The organism is Rhodococcus zopfii NBRC 100606 = JCM 9919, from assembly GCF_001895025.1.
Lineage (GTDB): Bacteria > Actinomycetota > Actinomycetes > Mycobacteriales > Mycobacteriaceae > Rhodococcus > Rhodococcus zopfii.
In genome coordinates, this window is record NZ_BCXI01000001.1 from 340,139 (window position 1) to 361,912 (window position 21,774).

Below are 21,774 nucleotides of genomic sequence, written 5' to 3' on the forward strand. Positions count from 1 at the left end.
CGCCGACATGGCACACCGTCACAGGTAGGACGCGATCGTGGGCAGATCGAGCACGGAGTCGACGGCCAGGCCCAGGCACACCACCGCGAGGTAGTTGTTCGACTGCAGGAACAGTTTGAGGGGCTTGACCGAGGCGCCGCCGCGGACGCTGTTGTAGAGCTGGTGGGCGATGAACACGAACCACGCGCCGGCGAGCAGCGCCACCGCCGCGTACACGACGCCCGCGGCCGGGACGAGCACCAGCGTCGCCAGCACCGTCGCCCACGTGTAGATGAGGATCTGCTTGGTGACGTGCTGCTCGGTGGCGATCACCGGAAGCATCGGCACCCCGGCCGCCTTGTAGTCCTCCTTGTAACGCATCGCCAGCGCCCAGGTGTGCGGCGGAGTCCAGAAGAAGATCACCAGGAACAGCACGAGCGGCTCCCAGCTCAGCGACCCGGTGACCGCGGCCCACCCGACCATCACGGGCATGCAGCCGGCAGCGCCGCCCCACACCACGTTCTGCCAGGTACGACGCTTGAGGACCATCGTGTAGACCAGCACGTAGAACGCGATGGTCGCGACGACGAGCGCACCGGCGAGCAGATTCGCGCGCCACCACAACCAGGCGAACGACGCGATGCCGAGCAGCATGCCGAACACGAACGCATTGCGCGTCGGCACAGCCTGCCGCGCCAGCGGGCGAAGCGCGGTGCGCTTCATCACCTTGTCGATGTCGGCGTCGACGACGCAGTTGAGCGAGTTCGCGCTCGCCGCACCCATCCAGCCGCCGAACAGGGTGCTCAGGATCAGGGCGAGATCGACGCTGCCGCGGTCCGCGAACAGCATCGCCGGGATGGTCGCCACGAGCAGCAACTCGATGACGCGCGGCTTGGTCAAAGCAATGTAGGCGAGCACGGTGCCGGAAATCCGACCCCACAAGGTGTCCGGCCGCGTGGTGCTGGGTGCTTCCGGGGCACCGAAGCCGTGTCCTCCCGGCCGTCGCCCTGCCCGCACACTGTCTCCTTGCACCACGCGAATACACACCTTCGCTCGCCCGCTCATCGCCGCCCGATCACGGACGCGCCACTACTACGGTCGATGGTAGACCGCGGACAGGCCTCGACCGAATCGACCCGTAATCCGCACCGCACCACCGCGGCCATTAGGCTGGGAGGGCGCGCGACGCATTCGCGGCCGCAGGCATCCCGTACCCCATGTCAGGAGACTTGAAGCTCGTGTCGATCACCGACGAGATCCGCACCCTCACCGCGGCGGTCCACCCCGCCGACTGGACCGATCTGGACACCAAGGCCGTCGACACCGCCCGCGTGCTTGCTGCGGACGCCGTGCAGAAGGTCGGCAACGGGCATCCCGGTACCGCGATGAGCCTGGCGCCGCTCGCATACACGCTGTACCAGCGAGTGCTGCGCCACGACCCCACCGATCCGCAGTGGGTCGGCCGCGACCGGTTCATCCTGTCCTGTGGCCACTCGAGCCTGACCCTCTACATCCAGCTCTACCTGTCCGGGTACGGCCTGGAGCTGGCCGACCTCGAGGCGTTGCGCACGTGGGGCTCGCTGACGCCGGGGCACCCCGAGTTCGGGCACACCGCCGGTGTCGAGATGACCACCGGACCGCTCGGGCAGGGTCTGGCCTCCGCGGTGGGCATGGCGATGGCCGCTCGCCGTGAGCGCGGCCTGTTCGACCCCGAGGCCGCCGCAGGCACCAGCCCGTTCGACCACCACATTTATGTCGTCGCGTCCGACGGCGACATCGAGGAGGGCGTCACCTCCGAAGCGTCGTCGATCGCCGGTGTCCAGGAACTGGGCAACCTGGTCGTCTTCTACGACGACAACAAGATCTCCATCGAGCACGACACCGCGATCGCGCTCGGCGAGGACGTCGCCGGGCGCTACGCGGCATACGGCTGGCACGTGCAGACCGTCGAGGGCGGCGAGAACGTCACCGCGATCCTCGAGGCCGTCGAGGCAGCGAAGGCCGTCACCGACAAGCCGTCGCTGATCGTGCTGCGCACCGTCATCGGCTACCCGGCCCCGACGAAGATGAACACCGGCGACGTGCACGGTTCGGCGCTCGGCGCCGACGAGGTCGCCGCGGTCAAGAAGTTCCTCGGTTTCGATCCGGAGAAGAACTTCGACGTGGACGCGGCGGTGATCGACCACTCGCGTCGCGTCGTCGACCGCGGTGTGAAGGCCCGCGCCGACTGGGAAGCCGGGTTCGCCGCCTGGGCCGAGCGTGAGCCACAGCGCAAGGAACTGTTCGACCGCCTGCAGTCCGGCGAGTTCCCTGCCGGCTGGACCGACGCGCTCCCGACCTACGAGCCGGCCGAGAAGGGCCCGGCTACCCGCAAGGCGTCCGGCAACGCGCTCGCCGCGCTCGGCCCGATCCTGCCGGAACTGTGGGGCGGCTCCGCCGACCTGGCCGGTTCGAACAACACCACCATCCCCGGTTCCGAGTCGTTCGGTCCCGAGGCGATCTCGACGAAGGACTGGACGGCCACCCCCTACGGCCGCACCCTGCACTTCGGTATCCGTGAGCACGCCATGGGCTCGATCCTCAACGGCATCGCGCTGCACGGACCGACCCGCCCGTACGGCGGCACGTTCCTCGTGTTCGCCGACTACATGCGTCCCGCCGTGCGCCTGGCCGCGCTCATGCAGACCCCGGCGATCTATGTGTGGACGCACGACTCGATCGGTCTCGGCGAGGACGGCCCGACGCATCAGCCGATCGAGCACCTGACCGCGCTCCGTGCGATCCCGAACCTCGCGGTGATCCGCCCCGCCGACGGCAACGAGACGTCGTTCGCGTGGCAGGCCGCGCTGGAGAACAAGACCGGCCCGACCGCGCTGGCCCTGACCCGTCAGGACGTGCCGGTGCTCGAGGGCACCCGCGAGAAGGCCGCCGAGGGTGTGACCCGCGGCGCCTACGTGCTCGCCGAGGCGTCGACCGGCACCCCGGAGGTGCTGCTGCTCGCCACCGGCTCCGAGGTGCAGCTCGCCGTCGCCGCGCGCGAGGTCCTCGAGGCCGAGGGCGTGCCGACCCGTGTCGTGTCGGTGCCGGTTCTCGACTGGTTCCTCGAGCAGGACCAGGCGTACCGGGACGAGGTTCTGCCGCCGTCGGTGAAGGCCCGCGTGTCCGTCGAAGCCGGACTGGCGCTGCCCTGGTACCGCTTGATCGGCGACGCCGGCGAAGCCGTGTCGCTCGAGCACTTCGGTGCCTCCGCCGACTACAAGACCCTGTACCGCGAGTTCGGCATCACCGCCGAGGCCGTCGTCGACGCCGCGCGCCGCTCGCTGACGCGATTGAAGGGATAGATCCTATGACGCAGGAGACCACCACCCAGAACGCGAACCTCGCGGCGCTGTCCGCCGCGGGCGTATCGGTGTGGCTCGACGACCTGTCCCGTGAGCGAATCGAGTCCGGCAATCTCGCGAAGCTCGTCGCGACCCGCTCCGTCGTCGGTGTCACCACCAACCCGTCGATCTTCCAGGCGGCGCTGTCGAAGGGCCACGCGTACGACGCGCAGGTCACCGAGCTGGCCGCTGCCGGTGCGGACGTCGACACCACGATCCGCACCGTCACCACCGACGACGTCCGCGCCGCCTGCGACGTGCTCGCCCCCGTTTTCGAAGCGTCCGGCGGTGTGGACGGCCGCGTCTCGATCGAGGTCGATCCTCGGCTTGCGCACGAGACCAACGCCACCGTCTCGCAGGCGATCGAGCTGTGGAAGATCGTCGACCGGCCGAACCTGTTCATCAAGATTCCCGCGACGGTCGCCGGCCTGCCCGCGATCGCCCGGGTGATCGGCGAGGGCATCAGCGTGAATGTGACGCTGATCTTCTCGGTGGGCCGGTACGAGCGGGTCATCGAGTCGTACCTCGACGGTCTGACCGCGGCGAAGGCCGCCGGACACGACCTGTCGAAGATCCACTCGGTGGCGTCGTTCTTCGTGTCCCGCGTCGACACCGAGATCGATGCCCGGCTCGAGGAGATCGGCACCGCCGAGGCGCTGGCGCTGCGCGGCAAGGCCGGTGTCGCCAACGCTCGCCTGGCGTACGCGGCGTACCGGAAGGCCTTCGATTCCGGTGCGCGTTTCGAGCAGCTCGCCGCGGCCGGCGCCCTCGCGCAGCGCGCGCTGTGGGCCTCGACCGGGGTGAAGAACCCCGATTACTCGGACACGTTGTACGTGACCGAGCTGGTGGCGCCGAACACCGTCAACACCATGCCGGAGAAGACCCTCGAAGCGGTCGCCGACCACGGTGAGATCACCGGCGACACGGTCACCGGCACCGCCGGCGCCGCCGAGCACGTGTTCTCTGCGCTGAAGGCGGCCGGGATCGATCTGAACGACGTGTTCCGCAAGCTCGAGGACGAGGGCGTCGAGAAGTTCGAGGTTTCCTGGAACGAGCTGATCGCGGCCACGGCCGAGCAGCTCTCGGCACACGCTGCCGGCACGGAGCGCTGACCGTGCGCGAACCCGCGGCGACGGAGTGGGTCAATCCGCTCCGCGACGAGAGGGATCGGCGGCTTCCCCGCATCGCAGGCCCGTGCGCGCTGGTGATCTTCGGGGTCACCGGCGACCTGGCCCGGCGCAAGCTGATGCCGGCGGTCTACGACCTCGCCAATCGCGGCCTGCTGCCGCCCGGGTTCGCGCTGATCGGTTTCGCCCGCCGGGATTGGGCCGACGAGGATTTCGGCCGGATCGTGCATGACGCGGTGCGGGAGAACTCCCGCACCCCGTTCCGCGAGGAGGTGTGGCAACGCCTCGCCGAAGGCATCCGCTTCGTCCAGGGCAGTTTCGACGACGACGCTGCGTTCGGTGAGCTGGTGACGACCCTCGCCGAGCTGGACAAGGTCCGCGGCACGGGCGGCAATCATGCGTTCTACCTGTCGATTCCGCCGGATTCCTTCCCGGTGGTGTGCTCGCAGCTGTCGCGCTCGGGTCTGGCCGGCTCCGAAGACGGGCAGTGGAGCCGCGTCGTGATCGAGAAACCCTTCGGCCACGACCTGAGCAGCGCCCGCGCGCTCAATGCGGTTGTCGGCGAGGTGTTTCCCGAGGATTCGGTGTTTCGCATCGACCACTATCTCGGCAAGGAGACGGTGCAGAACATCCTGGCGTTGCGTTTTGCGAACCAGCTGTTCGATCCGTTGTGGAACGCCCACTACGTCGACCACGTGCAGATCACGATGGCAGAGGACATCGGACTCGGTGGCCGTGCCGGGTACTACGACGGGATCGGCGCTGCGCGCGACGTCATCCAGAACCACCTGCTGCAACTGCTCGCATTCATCGCGATGGAGGAGCCGATCAGCTTCGACCCGGCCGAGCTGCGGGCGGAGAAGATCAAGGTGCTCTCGGCGACGAGGCTCGCCGAGCCGCTCGACGAGACCACCGCGCGCGGTCAGTACGTCGCCGGCTGGCAGAACGGAGGTGAGGTCGTCGGGTTGCACGAGGAGCACGGTTTCGCGCCGGACTCGACGACCGAGACGTTCGCCGCGATCACCTGCGAGATCGACACCCGGCGGTGGGCCGGTGTGCCGTTCTATCTCCGCACCGGCAAACGGCTGGGGCGTCGGGTCACCGAGATCGCGATCGTGTTCAAGCGGGCCCCGCACCTGCCGTTCGACGACACGATGACCACCGAGCTCGGCCAGAACGCGCTGGTGATCCGGGTGCAGCCGGATGAGGGTGTCACGCTCCGGTTCGGTTCGAAGGTGCCCGGATCGTCAATGGAGGTCCGGGATGTGAACATGGACTTCAGTTACGGCCAGGCGTTCACCGAGTCGTCACCGGAGGCGTACGAGAGGCTCATCCTCGACGTGCTGCTCGGCGAACCGTCGCTGTTCCCCGTCGACGACGAGGTCGAACTGTCCTGGAAGATCCTTGATCCGGTGCTCGAGCGCTGGGCTGCCGAGGGTGTTCCGGAGCCGTACGAGGCCGGGACGTGGGGCCCGCCGGCGGCGGACGAGATGCTGCGCCGTTCCGGCCGCGAATGGAGGCGGCCGTGAGGGTTCAGCTGCGCAACGCGACCGCGATCGACATCGGCAAGAAGCTCGTCGAGCTGCGCCGCAACGGTGGTGTCGTCACGCAGGGTCGCGTGCTCACGCTGGTGGTGTGCACCGACGGGGGTCGCGGTCTCGAACCGGCGATCGGCGCCGCGACGGCCGCAGCCCGCGAGCATCCGTGTCGTGTCATCGTCGTCGGCCGGGTCAACGACGGCCACGCACCGCGCATGGACGCCGAGATCCGCCTCGGCGGCGATGCCGGCGCGTCCGAGGTGTTGATCCTCGCGCTGCACGGACCGCTCGCGGACCATCAGGAATCGGTGATCGTGCCGTTCCTGCTGCCGGATACCCCGATCGTCGTGTGGTGGCCGACGTCGCCGCCCGAGGTTCCCGCCAAGGACCCGGTGGGTCGCCTGGCGGTGCGCCGGTTGACGGATGCGACGAACGACGCTGATCCGATGACGTCGATCGCCTCCCGGCGCGCCGGGTACACCCCCGGCGACACCGACCTGGCGTGGGGCCGGATCACCTACTGGCGGGCGCTGCTGGTGTCTGCGCTCGATCAGACCCCGCACGAGCCGATCGAGTCGGCGACCGTCTCCGGGCTGGCGAACGAGCCCGCGCTGGATCTGCTGGCGGGCTGGCTCGCGAGCCGGATCGACGGCCCGGTGCAGCGATCCGTCGGGGACCTGCAGGTGCAGTTGCACACCCGATCGCAGACGATCGAGCTCGTGCGTCCGCAGGAAGGACGCGTCGCGACGCTGCGGCGCACCGGGAAGCCCGATTCGCTGATCACGCTGGCGCGTCGGGACTCGTGGGAGTGCTTGGCCGAGGAACTGCGGCGGCTCGACCCCGACGAGGTCTACCACTCGGCACTCAACGGCATCTCGAAGGTGGAATATGTCTGACACCCCTGTCCGCGTGGAACGTTTCGACTCGGGCGACGCGCTGGTCGCCGCGGCGGCGTCCGCATTCGTCGACGCGGTCGTCGCGGCGCAGCGTGAGCGCGTGAGCGCGTCGGTGGTGCTGACCGGCGGCGGCACCGGGATCGCGGTGCTCGAGCAGGTGTGCCGGGAGCAGGGTGGCATCGACTGGTCCGCGATCGACGTGTACTTCGGCGACGAGCGGTTCCTGCCGCCGGGCGACCCCGATCGCAACGAGGTGCAGGCCCGGGCAGCGCTGCTCGATCGGGTGCCGATCGATCCTGCGCGTATCCACGTGATGCCTGCACTCGGCGAACCCGGAGGCGCCTCCCCCGCGACTTCCGCCGAGGCGTACGCCCAGGTCCTTGCCGAGCACTCCCCCGACGGCACGGTGCCCACGTTCGATGTGCACCTGCTCGGGATGGGCGGGGAAGGCCACATCAATTCGCTGTTCCCGGACACCGAAGCCGTGCGCGAGACCGAGAAGTTCGTTGTCGGCGTCGCCGATTCGCCGAAGCCGCCGCCTGCACGGGTCACATTGACGCTGCCCGCGATCCGCCGCTCGCGGCAGGTGTGGCTCCTCGTGACGGGCGCGGCCAAGGCCGACGCGGTCGCGGCTGCGCTGGGCGGCGCCGATCCGGCCGACATCCCGGCGGCCGGGGCCCGCGGTCTCGAGCAGACGGTGTGGTTCGTCGACGCGGAGGCGGCGGCGGGTCTGCCGGACGCCTGAGCGCACGGTCGGTCACCGGTCTGTTCCGTCGCTGCGGGTGTCGTCGGGGCGGATGCCCGAGCCCGGCGCCCCGCCCCGAGCCGGAGTGCCGCATCCCAGCCTGATCGCGCTCCGCGGCCCGGATACCGTGCGCAGCAAGCCTGTTCGCGATCGCGCGCGGGCGCAGCGCGTCGTGCGTGGGTCCATGGTCGATACTCCTCCCGTCGGGGACGACTGTCTCTCGTCCCTTACCCGGTTCGACGCGGCGACCCCCCGGTCGGTTCCATGCCGCGTCGATCCGGATCAGGGTCCACCCGCCGAGATCGATAGACGCGGCCGGGTGGGCTCCGAAACATCTTGCACCCCAGAGTGATCAGCGGACCGGATGCAACGGCGGCGTACCCTCGGAAATCCGGGCGGCCCTCTTCGATCCGCCGGTGGCCCCGGTGAACGACTCGATTGCATGCAGTGCGGTCCGCCTGTCCCGGCATCGTGACCATCGGCGTTCCCGGTGTGCGACGACTGCACCGTACGACGATCGCACCGGTCCCCGTCGAGGTCACGAAGGTGCGGATCTTTTCCCCTGCGGTGGCGTACGCTGCTGCAACGACGCTAGGTGGTAGTGGAACCGCAGCCGACCGAGGCGAGGAGACCAGAGTGACCGTGCATCGATCGATCGTCGTCGGAGTCGACGGATCCCCCTCTTCGCTGCAGGCGGTGTCGTGGGCCGCGAAGGAGGCCGCACGGCGCGGCGCTCCCCTCACACTGGTCACCGCGATGCTCGTCAACGTCGGTTACGGTGTTCCCATCGGACTGCCCGACAGTTACTTCCAGGAGGAGGAACTCGACGCAGAGAAAAGGCTCGCCGAGGCTGCGGAGTGCGTGTCCCGCTCGGTGCCGGGAAACACCGTCGAAGTCGAGTCCGTCGTGTGCCAGGGCTCACCGGCGCGCGAGCTCGTCGAGCGATCCAAGTCCGCCCTGATGGTGGTCCTGGGCGCGAATCGACGCGGACTGATCGAACGAGCACTCCTCGGATCGGTCAGCGCCGCCGTCGTCGCCCACGCACACTCGCCGGTGGCCGTCGTACGAGGCCTGCCGCATGTCGACGTCAACGATCTCTCCGGTCCGGTCGTCGTCGGGGTCGACGGGTCGAAGCACAGCGAGCCCGCGATCACGATGGCATTCGAGGAAGCAGCGCTGCGGGGCGTCGAACTCGTCGCGGTACACGCGTGGTCCGACGTCGACGTGCACGCCCCGTTCTCCGGTGACGTCGACTGGACCGAGATCGAGAACCGGGAACGGGCGATCCTGTCCGAAAGCCTGGCCGGGTACGCCGAGGAGTTCCCGGATGTTCCGGTCCGGTCGGTGGTCGTGATGGATCAGCCGGTTCGGAATCTGCGTGAGCAAGCCGACCAGGCCCAGCTTCTGGTGGTCGGGAGTCGTGGACGGGGCGGGTTCGCGGGCATGCTCCTGGGGTCGACGAGCCGTGCGCTGCTGCACACCGTGACCTGCCCACTGCTCGTGGTCCGCTGACCGCAGTCAGCCGCCCGAGACCTCCGCCAGCACCGCCGAAACCACCGGTTCGATCGCTCGGGCTGCGGCAGGGGAAAGTCCACAGCCGAAGCCGACGTCCGCTACTTCCACGGTGTAGAGCACCCATCGGCGCGGCAGCCGGTCGAGCAGAGCCGCCAATTCGAGAGCGGCGACCAATCCGAGCCCGTGGGTGCTGGTGGCACGCACCGACGAGAGCGTCACGGCGGTCGAGTCGTACCGGCGCACGGTTCCGGTGCACGGGGAATCGCAGACGACGGAATCGATCAGTACGGCGAGCTCCGCCCCGTCCCATGCGTCCAGGAGTCGTGTGGGTTCACCGTCGGCCACGTGGACCCGGATCGCCGAGGCCGCCCGGGCAGCGACTTCGCGCGCGATCGCGTGTCCGATCCCGTCGTCGCGGCGGAAGTCCTGACCCAGGCCGAGTACCACGATCGTCATCGGCGGTCGATCGTGAGCGTGAGGAAGTGGGTGGCACACGAGATGCACGGATCGTAGTTGCGGATGATCCGCTCGCACATCATCGTCAAATCCTCGTCCGCGACAGTGAGATTCGCATCGACAGCCCGGCGAAGATCGTCTTCGATCGCCGCCTGATTCTGGGAGGTCGGTGGGATGATGGTGGCCGCGGCGACCAGGCCGGCGGGGTCCAGTTCGTAGCGGTGGTAGAGCAGGCCGCGGGGGGCTTCGCTGACGCCGTGCCCGACCGGACGCACCGGCGCGACAGCAGCGAAAGGCGGTGTGGGCCGCCGGTAACGGTCGATGATCCGCAATGCCTCCTCCAGGGCGTACACGACTTCGACGGCGCGGACGATGATGCTGCGGTAGGGATTGCGGCATCGGGGGCCCAGCCCGGCCGAGGCGGCACACTCCGCGGCCCGTCCCGTCAGCTGTTCCGAGTTGAGGGAATACCGCGCCAGCGGACCTGTGAGGTAGCGACGTCCGTCGAGGGCGGCGTGAAGAGCGGTCGAGTGCGGCACCTGACGCTCGATCACATGTTGCGGGAATTCGCTTGCTGTGCAGCGCATCCCGGAGGACGAGACGACGTCGCCGTCTTCGATGGCGTAGCGCGACGGGTGCTGCAGCGCGAGAAGGTCGTGGTCGACGTCGCCATCGGGAAAGCTGAACGAGGACACCCAGTCGACCGTGGCCACCGCCTGGTCGAGGGCGGCGCGGAGCTGGTCGGCGAGCGGCGCGAGTTCGGTCCGGGTCGGAGCGTGGTGGAATCCGCCGACCCGGACGTTCACGGGGTGGACGGGGCGTCCACCGACGACGTCGAGGATCGCGTTTCCCGCCTTCTTCAGTGCCAGTCCCCGTTCGATCGCAGCGCGGTCGGTGCGGGCGAGCTCGATCGAGTCCGGGACGCCGAAGAAGTCGGGAGCGTGCAGGAAGTAGATGTGCAGCACGTGGCTCGCGATCCACTCGCCGCAGTACAGGAGGCGGCGAAGGTCGACGATGTCGTCGTCGACGGTCACCGCGCAGGCGTTCTCGAGGGCGTTGCAGGCGCTCACCTGGTACGCGACGGGGCAGATACCGCAGATGCGGGCCGTGATGTCGGGTGGTTCGAGGTAGTGCCGTCCGCGCAGAAAGGACTCGAAGAACCTCGGCGGCTCGTAGATGGCAAGGGCCACCCGGTCTGCGTGGCCGTCGCGGACGGTGATGTCGAGCCGGCCTTCGCCTTCGACGCGGGCAAGGGCGCGGACGGTCAGTTCCCTACGGGAGGAGGTCATCGCGAGCTCCCGCCGTACCGGTGTCGAACGCCGCGACGTTGAATGTCGCGAAGACGCGGGCGATGGCCTCGTCGCCCATTCCGCAGGTGCGCAGCCATCCCGTCAGGGAAGCGAGATTGGGGTCGGTGGTCGGGCCGAAGCAGCCGTAGCACCCCCGGGAGACAGCGGGGCACAGGGCGCCGCAACCGGAATGCGTCACCGGGCCGAGGCAGGGCGTGCCCTCGGCGACCATCACACAGGTCAGACCGCGCCGTTTGCACTCCGTGCACACGCTGGTGTTCGGGATGTTGGGCTTCCGGCCCGCCAGGTAGGCCGTGATCACCTCGAGGAGCTGGCGCCGATCGATGGGGCATCCGCGGAGCTCGAAGTCGACGGGCACGTGCGCCGATATGGGGGTCGAGGTGGCGAGCGTGTCGATGTAGTGCGGGCTGGCGTAGACGATCGACAGGAACTCGTCGATGTCGGCGAAGTTGCGCAGCGCCTGAATCCCGCCTGCCGTTGCGCAGGCTCCGATGGTGACGAGGTACCGGGATTGCTCCCGGATCCTCCGGATGCGATCGCGGTCGGCGGCCGTGGTGATCGATCCTTCGACCAGGGACAGATCGTACGGTCCACCCGTGACGGCACCGGACAATTCGAGAAAATGGGCGATCGACACGGCCTCGGACAGGGCCAGCAGCTCGTCCTCACAGTCGAGGAGGGTGAGCTGGCAGCCGTCGCACGAGGCGAACTTCCACACGGCGAGGGTCGGTGTCGGTTTCGATGGTGTACTCATCTACAGCTCCGGTACGCGCAGAAGCGGTTCGGCAAGGGTGTAGTCGACGACCGGTCCGTCCCGGCACAGCAGGAGCTCCCCGAGTTGGCAGTGGCCGCACAGTCCCGTGCCGCACTGCATGTTCCGTTCGAGGGACACCTGAATGTCACCGGCAGGGACTCCCCGTGCCGTCAACGCGCGGGCGCAGAATCGCATCATCGGTTCGGGCCCGCACAGCAGTGCGGTGGTGCGCGCGGGGTCGACGTCGATCCTCTGCAGGGCTTCGGTGACGAACCCGACGGCACCCGTCCACCCGGACACCGGTTGGTCGATCGTCAGCTCGACGGTGATGTCGTCACGCGCCTTCCAGGCGGACAGGTCGGATCGGAAGAGGATGTTCGTCGGTGTCCGCGCACCGACGACGAGGGTGAGCCGCCGAAATCGGTCGCGCGCACCGAGTGCAGCGAACACGGCGGGCCGCAGCGGGGCCAGCCCCACTCCCCCGGCGACGACGACCAGATCACCGCCGGCGCCGGCGTGCATCTCCCACCCGCGCCCGAACGGGCCCCGGACACCGACCACCGTGCCGACGGGTGCGTCGTGCAGGGCCCGGCTCACGGCACCCACGCTGCGGATCGTGTGGACGAGCGTCGCACCTTCCGGCGTCGGATCACCGCTGACCGACACCGCCACCTCCCCGACACCGTGGGCGTACAACATCATGAATTGCCCTGGTGCAAAACATCTTTCGACAGAATCCGAGACCGGCTGCAGGGTCAGTGTGGCGGTGTCGTGCGTTTCGACCGTCCGTGAAGCGACCCGGTAGCCGAGGGGAAGCATGCAGTCCCGGGACACGGTGTCATTCCTGGGAACGGCCGGCGTAGAGGTCGAGCAACCGGGCACGGGTCGAATGGAGGCGGGCGACGACCATTTCCGACAGCGCGCGTGTCACGGCATAGGTGAAGGCCGGATCGTCGGTGGCGGTCGCCTGCAGGGCGATCACGTCCAGCTCGGTGGCATCGGTGACGGTCCTGGCATGTGCGGTGAACTGCCAGCGCGGATGCGCGCCGAGCCAGGAACAGCCGAGGATGTCGCCGCCGTGCACGGTTTCGAGGGCGACGGTGCCACGTCCCGGTATCACCGTGCTCAGAACGACGCAGCCGGTGTGCAGCAGCCAGCACCGCGTCGCGGGCTCGTCCTCCCGGAACACCAGATCTCCCGGGGCGAACCGGACCGCTACGGCGAAGTCCGCCAGCCGGCTGCGATGCTTCTCCGAGAGCACGGCGAGCGCGGCCGGAAGGACGGGCTCGGCGGCGTTCACCGGTCGTCCTCCCACGGCGGAAGCAGGTGCGACAACCGTGCCGCTTCCTCGGTGATGTCGATGCCGACCGGGCACCAGTCGATGCAACGCCCACATCCCACACAGCCGGAGCTACCGAACTGGTCGAACCACGTGCCGAGCTTGTGCGACATCCACTGGCGGTACCGGCTCTCACCCGAATTCCGCACGTTGCCGCCGTGCAGGTGACTGAAGTCCAGTTCGAAACAGGAGGACCAGTGCTGCCACCGCTCGGCGTGCTCACCGGTCAGGTCGGTCGTGTCCTCGGTGGTGGTGCAGAAACACGTAGGGCACACCATCGTGCAGTTGCCGCAGGTCAGGCACCGATCGGCGACCTCCTGCCACACGTCGGCATCCCGTGCTCGCCGAAGCAGCCCGCGCAGATCCGTGTCGGGCATGTGCCGTCCCATGCGGTGAGCCGCGTCGGCGACCGCGCTGCGCGCGGTATCGATGTCGTCCGATTCCGCGGCACGACATTCGACGTCACCGAGGACCGCCCCACCGGCCTCGGTCCCGACGTCGACGACGAATCGGTGGCCGCGTTCGTCGAGGAGTTCGGTCAGGGCCAGGTCGTGACCCGGGCCGGCCGCCGGTCCGGTCCCCATCGACGCGCAGAAGCACACACCGCCGGGTTCGGTGCAGTGCGCGGCGACGACGAACAGGTTGCGGAACCGGCGAGCGGTGGGCGTATCCGCGTCGGGGTCCGGGCACAGGACACGGCGCAGCACCGCGATCGCCGCCAGATCGCAACCGTGCACGCCGACGAACGCGTACGGTGTCTCGTCGCCGGCGGGCGGTTCCCACGGACCGTCGCGGTCGGTGGACCACAGTTGCCGGCGCGGCGGATGCAGGTACTGCTTCCAGGATTGGGGACCCGACGAGTGCGCGAACACGGCGTCGTCGTCGCGTCGGTGCAGCCGGTAGAGGCCGGGACCGGTCTGCACGCCCCATCCGGCCGGTAGATCGGCCCCCGAATCCAGCTCACCCAGGATGATCGCGGTGTCACCCACGGTCGGCCCGACCACCCGGTAGCCACGCCCACGCAGAACCTCGATGAGAAGATCGAGGCCACGGCGGTCCAGGATTCGTTCATCCGATCGCCGGATACGTACGCTGTCCATGCGCCGGCACCTCCGTCGGCCGAACGACCGTCGACAGTTCACCATCCATTGAGTCAGTGCGCACCCTCCACAGTAAGGGCCCGTCGGCCCCTACTCGGACGATTTGCCGCCAGAGGCGGCGGACGATTTGCTGCCAGGTCGGCTCTCACCGCTGTGGTGCCTCATCCGGGCGCTCCTCATACTCGGCCAGAGTGAAGTAGTTCTCCTCCTCCTGGACAAAATGCAGGCGCAGCAGCGCATACAGGCCGTACAGACACGCGAGCAGATCTTCGTACTGGTCCGGGTCGATACCGCCGCGAGAATCGATCCGCCGGCGATGGGTGTGCAGCCTCCGACCGAGCCGGTCGATCTCGGCGTGCATCCGGCTCATCGTCGCGGTGGCCTCACCGCCGCCGAGCGGCGCGGCCAGAGCGGGGTAGAGCTCGGTCTCCTCGGCCTGTTCGTGGGGAAGCAGGGTCTCGGTGAGGAAGTCGTCGACGCGACGCAGCGAGTCCTCCGCTTGCCGGGGATCACCGGCCGCCAGGAGCTGGGCGGTGTCGCGCAGCATGGACAGTTGGTCTCGCATCTCCTCGTGCTCCGACGAGAAGCGGTGCAGCATGTCCTCGGTGCGGGCCGGCACCACGGTGTCGCGGGTGTGCTCGCCGCGCAGGGCCCGGAGCGCGTTGAGAATGACGGCGACGTCGATGGCTTCCTGCAGCAACGCGCCCAGTGCCGGGGTCACCCAGCCGGCCGCCGCACATCCCATCGCCACCAGCGACAAGCCCATCCCGACGATGGCGCTCTCGAGGGCGATCCGGCGGGAACGGCGCGCGATTTCCATCGCATCGGCGAGCCGGTCCAGCCGGTCCGTGGTCAGGACGATATCCGCAGCTTCGGAGCTCGCCGTCGATCCGCGCGCACCCATCGCGACCCCGACCGTGGCGGCGGCCAGGGCAGGAGCGTCGTTGACGCCGTCGCCCACCATCACCGTCACCGCCGACTCGCGCTCGGCTCGCACCCGGGACACCTTGTCCGCCGGAGTCTGTTCGGCGTACACGCGGTCGAGTCCGAGAATCGCACCGATCTCCTCGGCGGGCTCGCGCCGGTCCCCGGTCAGCATCACCAACCGGTTCAGCCCCGCGGACCGTAGTCGTCGCAGAGTGCGCGGCGCGTCCCTGCGCAAGGGGTCGATCAACAGGATGGCGCCGGCCAGCTCACCGTCGACGGTCACCCACACGACGACCGCGCCGTCGAGCGCGCTCCTGGCCAGCACGGCCCGAGCCCACTGTGGTGCATGTGACGGGAGCGCCAGCGTCCCGACGGTCACCCGGCGTCCGTCCACGGTGGCCGCGATCCCCGTACCGGGCTCCTCCACGACATCGGCGGGGTACGACAGTGTCAGGTCTCGCATCTTCGCCTCTTGCACGAGCGCAGCGGCGAGGACGTGTGCGGAAACCTGGTCGGCGGACGCCGCCAGGCGCAGAATTTCGACGGCGTCGTAGCCGGGAGCGGTGACGATGTCGGACCCCGCAGGCCGCCCGCTGGTGAGGGTTCCGGTCTTGTCCATGACGAGGGTGGTTGCGTGACCCAGGTTTTCGAGGGCACCACCGCTGCGGATCACCACTCCCCTGCGCGATGCACGCGAGAGGCCGGACACGATGGCGACCGGGGCGGCGAGCAGCAGCGGGCACGGTGTCGCCACGACGAGCACAGCGACCGCTCGTACCGCGGTGCCACTGACCGCCCACGCGATTGCCGCGAGAATCAGCGCGAGCGGAAGGAACCACGCCGCAATCCGATCCGCCAACCGGACGACGGGGGCAGATTCCGCGGCAGCATCGCGCGCGAGCCGGACAACACCGGCGTAGGTGCTGTCCTCCGCGGTCGCCCGTGCCTCCATTTCGAAGACGTCACCGGCGTTGATGACACCGGACCGCACGGCCTCTCCGTCACCGAGCCGGACGTGCATCGGTTCACCGGTGAGCGTGGATTCGTCGAGGACGGCGACAGGACTGCTGATCCAGCCGTCCACCGGAACCGTTTCGCCCGATCCGACGACGAGGATGTCCCCTGCGGTGATCTCGTCGATGGAGACGGTCTCGACGGTGTCCCGGCGGCGGCGCCGGGAGGATCGGGGCGCGCGGTCGAGCAGACTTCGCAGATCCTTCGACGCGCGGCGGTTCGCCGCGGCATCGAGACTCTGTCCCGTGGCCAGCATGACCGCGATGAGGGCGCCGGCCAGATACTCGTCGACCAGCAGCGTGCCGATCAGCGACAGCACGGCGATCAGGTCGACCCCCACCCTGCCACGACGCACCGCCGCCACCACCCACCACACCGAAGGCACGATCGCGATCACCGTGCCCGCGATCCAGAAGCCGTCCGCGGCGCCGGGCGCACCCAGGATCCAGGCGACAACGCCGCCGGCCAGCGAGACAAGAGTAAGAACCAGCAGAGCAGGTTCGACCGAGCGACGCCACCGTTCCCGCCGAGCGGGATTCGGCGCCGACCCTTCCACCATCGCCGGCCTCACCAGAGGTCCCCTCCGGCTCTGATCATGAGTGCGTTGCCCGAACCAACCATCCAGAAGTCACCTCGAAACGAACTGCCCGGACCGGCCTCGATCGTACCCACCGCGTCGGCGTGGACAACTGCCGACGATTCCGGGCGAAGCGACGCCACCCACTCGAACTGCACCGTCGGACCCGATTTGCGGCGGAATGCGATCAGGGGAGAAGCGCGAGCGATCACGCACTCGGCGGGACGTACATCGGCAGTACCCGACGCATCGGACGTGACCAATGGCCCTGCCGTTTCGATCCGCGGTGGAGTCGAATGGAGTCGGCTGGTACGCGCCCTCGACCCCGTGGCCAGGACAGGAGGTCTCCCGATGCTACGCGGAGCGATTCCCATCGGCCGGGTCGCCGGCATCCGCATCGCGGTGCACTGGTCGCTCTTCGCGACCCTGGTGCTGCTGGCGTCGCTGCTTTCGATGTCACTACTGCCGGGGCAATACCCCGGACGGCCGGCACCGCACTACTGGCTCACCGGCACGCTGACCGCAGCGGCGTTCATCCTGACTCTCGCCGCACACGAGCTCGCGCACTCCGCCGTCGCACGCCGCCACGGCGTCGCCGTCGACCGGATCACCCTGTGGCTGCTCGGTGGGATGTCCGAACTTCGCGAGGAACCACGCGATCCGCAGGCAGACCTCCGTATCGCACTCGCCGGACCGGTGACCAGCCTGCTGGTCGGCGCGGTACTGCTTGCGGTGGCCTACCCTGCCGAGCAGTTGATCGGTCCCCTCGCGGCCACTGCCCTGATCTGGCTGGGAACGGCGAATCTGGTGCTCGCGGTCTTCAACATGCTTCCTGGCGCTCCGCTGGACGGTGGCCGGGTGCTACGCGCCGTTCTGTGGCGGCACAGCGGTGACCGGCTGGCTGCCACGACAACCGCGGCCCGGAGTGGCCGGGGCGTCGGAACGGTGCTGATCCTCCTCGGCGGTGCCCAGGCAATCCTGCTCGGCAGCGCCGGCGGACTCTGGTTGATGCTGCTCGGGTGGTTTCTTCGGACGGCGGCGAATGTGGAGCTGATGACCGCGTCCGCGCGGCATCGTCTCGGGGACCTTCGCGTGGCCGATGCGATGACACCCCGCCCCGTCGCCGCGGCCGCCGCCAGCACCGTCGACGAGTTCACGACCACCGCGGCGGCCTCGTCTCATCACCGGCTCTTCCCCGTCGTCGACCAGAACATGCAGCCCGTCGGCAGGATCACCCTGAGCGATCTGGCGCGGACGTCCCCCGGCGAGCGCGGCCGAACGACCATCGGATCACTCGCCCGGCCGCTGCCCGACGCCGACATTGTGACGAGCGATGCCCGGTTGGCCGACGTGGCCACGACAGTGCTGCTCCGACCGGGCCTGGATCTGATTGCGGTCGTCGACCGTGAGCGACACCTGACAGGCATCGTCACAGCCACCGACCTCGTGCGCGTGTGCGACCGGACCGCTCTCGGACTTCCCTTACGCGACCACCCGACAGCCCCGGGCAACAGTGGCTGATCGTCGGATCCGACGGCACAAGCAACGACGAGTCCGGTGGCGCAAGATTTTCCGTCAGTGGGCACGCACCGGCGAGCGGGGCGTCGACGCCGGGACTCGGCCGCCGTCCCCGGTGTCGATGTTCGGTTGTGCGACCCGCCGTGATGGTGGATGCTGCGGCCGGTCTCGCGTCGGTCACGGATCGGGCCGGAAGCCGCCCGGGGTGTGTGCCGCGCGGGAGAATTGTCGGTGTCCGGCACCCGACCGGTGGAGGGAGCATTCCGATGAGCACCCCGACGACCGTGCTCGGCGAGGTTCGTCCCGAGCACGACTGCCCGCGCGGCTCGATCCTGGTGACCTTGCACTACCAGCGCAGTTTCCCGCTGCCGATCGGCACCGTGTGGGCGGCGGTGACCGAGCCGGACGTGCTGGCTCGCTGGTACGGGCGGTGGACCGGAGACCCGTCGTCGGGTCGGGTGCGGTTGACGATGACCGATGAGCACGACTCGGCGACCACAGACGTGACGATCGTCGAATGCACGGGTCCGCGGTCGCTCGTCGTCGACCAGGACGGGTGGCGGCTCGAACTGCAGTTGCGGCAGGTCGGCCGGGTGACGACGCTCGAGTTCCTGCATCGGCACGTGCCGCGGTCCGAGGTGGCCGAGATCGGTCCCGGCTGGCAGTACTACCTGGATCGGCTCGGTGCGCTGCTGGTCGGGCAACGGGAACCGCACTGGGCGGACTATCCGGAGCTCGGCGAGTCGTACCGCTGAGCCGGGCCGGAAGGCGCAACCGTCCCTCCCTGCTTCCCTGTGCGCGAGCCGCTGCCCCGCGCGTCAGCCGCTGTTGCGCAGCGCGGTGGCCAGGCCGTTCATAGTGAGCTGGATACCGCGGCGCACCTCGTCGGTGTCCTCCCCCGCACGCAGCCGCCGCAACAGTTCCACCTGCAGGTGGTTGAGCGGTTCGAGATACGGGAATCGATTGTGCACCGACCGCGCCAGCGCCGGATTGTCCGCCATCAGATCCGGTTGCCCGGTGATCGCCAGATAGGTGCGGACGGTGCGGGCGTGTTCGTCGACGATCTTGCCGAAGACGCGCTCGCGCAGATCCGTGTCGGGGACGAGTTCCGCGTAGCGGGCGGCCAGCCCGAGGTCGGATTTCGCGAGCACCATCGCCATGTTCGACAGCACGGTGCGGAAGAACGGCCACCGCGCATACAGATCGGTGAGCGCGGCCCGGCGAGTGTCGTCGTCACCGACCCACGATTCGAAGGCGGTCCCGGTGCCGTACCAGCCGGGAAGCATGACGCGGGACTGGGTCCAGGACAGCACCCACGGGATCGCCCGCAGGTCCGCGATCGACGATGTCGGCTTGCGGGAGGTGGGGCGGCTGCCGATGTTGAGCCGGCCGATCTCGCCGACGGGCGTCGCGGTGCGGAAGTACTCGACGAATCCGGGTGTCTCGTGCACGAGTTCGCCGTACGCCGTGCGGGCCCGGTCAGCGAGATCGTCGAGGATCGCGTACGCCGCGGGTGCGTCGGCACCGAGACCTTCGACGTCGAGCAGCGTCGATTCGAGGGTCGCGGCGACGAGGCTTTCGAGGTTGCGGCGCGCCGAGCGTGGTTCGGCATACTTCGCGGCGATCACCTCGCCCTGTTCGGTCAGCCGCAGCGACCCGGTGACCGCGCCGGGCGGCTGCGCGAGAATCGCGTCGTAGCTGGGACCGCCGCCGCGGCCGACGGTGCCGCCGCGGCCGTGGAAGAGGCGCAGCCGGATACCGTGTTCACGCGCGCACTCGACGAGGTCGAGTTCGCCGCGGTACAGCGCCCAATTCGCGGCGAGGTAACCCCCGTCCTTGTTCGAATCGGAGTAGCCGAGCATGACCTCCTGCACCGACCCGGCCGAGTCCACCAGGCTGCGGAACTCCGGAATCGACAGTGCCGCACCGAGAATCTCGGCGCCACGCTGGAGATCTTCGATGGTTTCGAACAGCGGGATCACCGCGACGGGGCAACGGGGTCCGACGCCGGTGTGGTCGACGAGCCCGACCTCCTTCAGCAACACCGCCGCCTCGAGCAGATCGCTGACCGAGCCGCACATGCTGATGATGTAATGCGACACGGCGTGGGCACCGAGGCGGCGGATCGCGTCGGCGGCGGCGCGCAGCACCCCGAGTTCGGCGGTGGTGAGCTCCCCGAGCTGCGCATCGGGGGCACTCAGCGGACGACGGATGCCGAGTTCGCGGGTGAGCAGTTCGACCTTGCGTTCTTCGGAGAGCACCGCATAGTCGTCGGTGACGCCGGCCCAGGCGAGCAGTTCGGCCACGACCCGGCCGTGGACTTCGGAGTTCTGCCGCAGATCGAGCGCGCTGAGATGGAACCCGAACACCTCGACGGCGCTGCGCAGGCGAGCGAGGCGGTCGTCGGCGAGAACCTCGGCGCCGGCCGCGCGCAGTGAGGTGTCGAGGACCTCGAGGTCGGCGAGCAGGTCGGCCGGGCTCGGGTAGGGCTCACGGGCGGGAACGTCGAAATCCGGCGGGTCGTCGAGCAAGCGCTGCGCGGTCCCGGCGAGACGGCCGCGGATGCCGCGGATCGCACGCCGATACGGCTCGTCGGCTCGTGACGGCTCGTCGTCCGCCGCAGCGGCGACGAGCGCGGTGAGCTCGGCGGTGACCGGGACGAGCCGCACGGACATCGACAGTTCCTGCTCGAGGTCCGCGAGTTCGCTGCGGTAGTGACCGAACACCGTGGTCGCGGCGCGGTCGGTGGCGCGGCGGACGACGTCGGCGGTGACGTTGGGATTGCCGTCGCGGTCACCGCCGATCCACGATCCGGTCCGCACGATCGGTTCGGTGAGCAGGCCGGTGCCGGGCCATCGGGACCGCAATTCGCGGCGGACCTCCGCATCGAGTGCGGGCACCACCTCGAACAGTGAGGCTTCGTAGTAGCGCAGGCCGGTTTCGATCTCGTCCTGGATCCGCAGTCGGGACAACCGGATCAGCGCGGTCTGCCACAGCGTGAGGATCTGCCGCCACAGCTGCCGATCGATCGCGGCGATCTCGGTGGCCTCGTCCGCGCGACCGCGGCGGCGCATGAGTTCGGTGATCCGGGACTGCACGACGAACACGGTGCGCCGGCGGGTTTCGGTGGGGTGCGCGGTGATGACCGGCGAGACCAGCGCGTGCGAAAGAGCCACCGCGACCGCGTCCGGGTCGAGGTCGGCGGCGTCGAGCTTGGCGTAGGTGGCGGCCAGCGAACTGTCCTGCGGCGCTTCCCCGGCGCTGATGTGCAGCGCGCGGCGCCGTTCGCGGTGCAGATCCTCGGCGAGATTCGCGAGCAGCGCGAAATGGCTGAACGCGCGGATGACGGGGATCGTGTCGGCGGTGGCGACCCCGCCGAACATGGTCGCGAGGTCGGCGCGGTCGAGTTCGGAGCGGCGCACCCGGAAGCTTTCGATCCGGGCCTTCTCGACGAGTTCGTAGGCGGCTTCCCCGGCGTGCCGGCGCACGATCTGCCCGAGGATACTGCCGAGCAGACGGATGTCGTCGCGTAGAGGCTCGGTCGCGGCTGTTCCGGTCGGGATGCTCATCCGGCCAGTATCGGCGCGTGGCGCCGGTCC

At 69.1% G+C, this 21,774-nt stretch carries 17 protein-coding genes; 8 read left to right on the forward strand and 9 right to left on the reverse strand.

Annotated features, from left to right (window positions below; genetic code table 11):
* Positions 1 to 18 precede the first annotated feature (18 nt).
* Positions 19 to 996, reverse strand: coding sequence for a heme o synthase (locus RZ1_RS01510; protein ID WP_072808530.1), 978 nt, complete (start codon positions 994 to 996; stop codon positions 19 to 21).
* 221 nt (positions 997 to 1,217) lie between these two features.
* On the opposite strand from RZ1_RS01510, the gene tkt reads away from it, so the two are divergent.
* The 6 genes from tkt to RZ1_RS01540 all read left to right on the forward strand — a co-directional run bounded on the left by tkt (position 1,218) and on the right by RZ1_RS01540 (position 9,177).
* Positions 1,218 to 3,320, forward strand: coding sequence for a transketolase (gene tkt, locus RZ1_RS01515; RefSeq protein WP_072808773.1), 2,103 nt, complete (start codon positions 1,218 to 1,220; stop codon positions 3,318 to 3,320).
* Positions 3,321 to 3,325: 5 nt separating this feature from the next.
* A complete protein-coding gene (gene tal, locus RZ1_RS01520) occupies positions 3,326 to 4,471 on the forward strand; it encodes a transaldolase (RefSeq protein ID WP_072808532.1) in 1,146 nt (381 codons plus the stop codon).
* A 2-nt stretch (positions 4,472 to 4,473) separates the two neighbouring features.
* The gene (gene zwf, locus RZ1_RS01525) at positions 4,474 to 6,015 is read left to right on the forward strand and encodes a glucose-6-phosphate dehydrogenase (protein ID WP_072808534.1); all 1,542 of its coding nucleotides are present in this window, start codon (positions 4,474 to 4,476) and stop codon (positions 6,013 to 6,015) included.
* Entirely contained in the window at positions 6,012 to 6,920 is a 909-nt protein-coding gene (opcA, locus tag RZ1_RS01530) for a glucose-6-phosphate dehydrogenase assembly protein OpcA (protein ID WP_371304999.1), read from the forward strand. Before zwf ends, opcA begins: the two co-directional genes overlap by 4 nt.
* On the forward strand, positions 6,913 to 7,665 hold the full coding sequence (gene pgl / locus RZ1_RS01535; protein WP_072808537.1) for a 6-phosphogluconolactonase: 753 nt from the start codon (positions 6,913 to 6,915) through the stop codon (positions 7,663 to 7,665). Before opcA ends, pgl begins: the two co-directional genes overlap by 8 nt.
* Positions 7,666 to 8,301: 636 nt before the next feature.
* Positions 8,302 to 9,177, forward strand: coding sequence for a universal stress protein (locus RZ1_RS01540; protein ID WP_072808774.1), 876 nt, complete (start codon positions 8,302 to 8,304; stop codon positions 9,175 to 9,177).
* Positions 9,178 to 9,183: 6 nt separating this feature from the next.
* Here RZ1_RS01540 and RZ1_RS01545 read toward each other — a convergent pair whose 3' ends face one another.
* From RZ1_RS01545 to RZ1_RS01575, 7 genes are all read right to left on the reverse strand, one after another.
* Positions 9,184 to 9,636, reverse strand: a complete 453-nt coding sequence (locus tag RZ1_RS01545) for a hydrogenase maturation protease (RefSeq protein WP_072808539.1) — start codon at positions 9,634 to 9,636, stop codon at positions 9,184 to 9,186.
* Positions 9,633 to 10,925 (reverse strand): Ni/Fe hydrogenase subunit alpha, encoded by a 1,293-nt coding sequence (locus RZ1_RS01550; protein ID WP_072808541.1) that lies wholly within the window; start codon positions 10,923 to 10,925, stop codon positions 9,633 to 9,635. The genes RZ1_RS01545 and RZ1_RS01550 overlap by 4 nt, the downstream gene beginning before the upstream one ends.
* Complete coding sequence (locus RZ1_RS01555) at positions 10,909 to 11,700, reverse strand: NADH-quinone oxidoreductase subunit B family protein (protein WP_072808543.1); 792 nt, start codon at positions 11,698 to 11,700, stop codon at positions 10,909 to 10,911. Before RZ1_RS01555 ends, RZ1_RS01550 begins: the two co-directional genes overlap by 17 nt.
* Entirely contained in the window at positions 11,701 to 12,519 is an 819-nt protein-coding gene (locus RZ1_RS01560) for an FAD/NAD(P)-binding protein (RefSeq protein WP_072808545.1), read from the reverse strand. It lies immediately after the preceding gene.
* 19 nt (positions 12,520 to 12,538) lie between these two features.
* A complete protein-coding gene (locus RZ1_RS01565) occupies positions 12,539 to 13,000 on the reverse strand; it encodes a Crp/Fnr family transcriptional regulator (RefSeq protein WP_072808547.1) in 462 nt (153 codons plus the stop codon).
* Positions 12,997 to 14,139, reverse strand: coding sequence for a 4Fe-4S dicluster domain-containing protein (locus RZ1_RS01570; RefSeq protein ID WP_072808549.1), 1,143 nt, complete (start codon positions 14,137 to 14,139; stop codon positions 12,997 to 12,999). The genes RZ1_RS01565 and RZ1_RS01570 overlap by 4 nt, the downstream gene beginning before the upstream one ends.
* A gap of 145 nt (positions 14,140 to 14,284) precedes the next feature.
* Positions 14,285 to 16,639 (reverse strand): heavy metal translocating P-type ATPase, encoded by a 2,355-nt coding sequence (locus tag RZ1_RS01575; protein ID WP_072808551.1) that lies wholly within the window; start codon positions 16,637 to 16,639, stop codon positions 14,285 to 14,287.
* A gap of 369 nt (positions 16,640 to 17,008) precedes the next feature.
* Between RZ1_RS01575 and RZ1_RS01585 the strand changes: the two genes are divergently transcribed.
* Both RZ1_RS01585 and RZ1_RS01590 read left to right on the forward strand, forming a co-directional pair.
* Positions 17,009 to 18,178 (forward strand): site-2 protease family protein, encoded by a 1,170-nt coding sequence (locus RZ1_RS01585; protein ID WP_072808555.1) that lies wholly within the window; start codon positions 17,009 to 17,011, stop codon positions 18,176 to 18,178.
* A gap of 263 nt (positions 18,179 to 18,441) precedes the next feature.
* Positions 18,442 to 18,930: an SRPBCC domain-containing protein gene (locus RZ1_RS01590; RefSeq protein ID WP_072808557.1), complete on the forward strand. Its 489-nt coding sequence runs from the start codon at positions 18,442 to 18,444 to the stop codon at positions 18,928 to 18,930.
* A gap of 63 nt (positions 18,931 to 18,993) precedes the next feature.
* On the opposite strand, the gene ppc is transcribed toward RZ1_RS01590, so the two are convergent.
* Positions 18,994 to 21,744 (reverse strand): phosphoenolpyruvate carboxylase, encoded by a 2,751-nt coding sequence (gene ppc, locus RZ1_RS01595; protein WP_072808559.1) that lies wholly within the window; start codon positions 21,742 to 21,744, stop codon positions 18,994 to 18,996.
* Positions 21,745 to 21,774 lie beyond the last annotated feature (30 nt).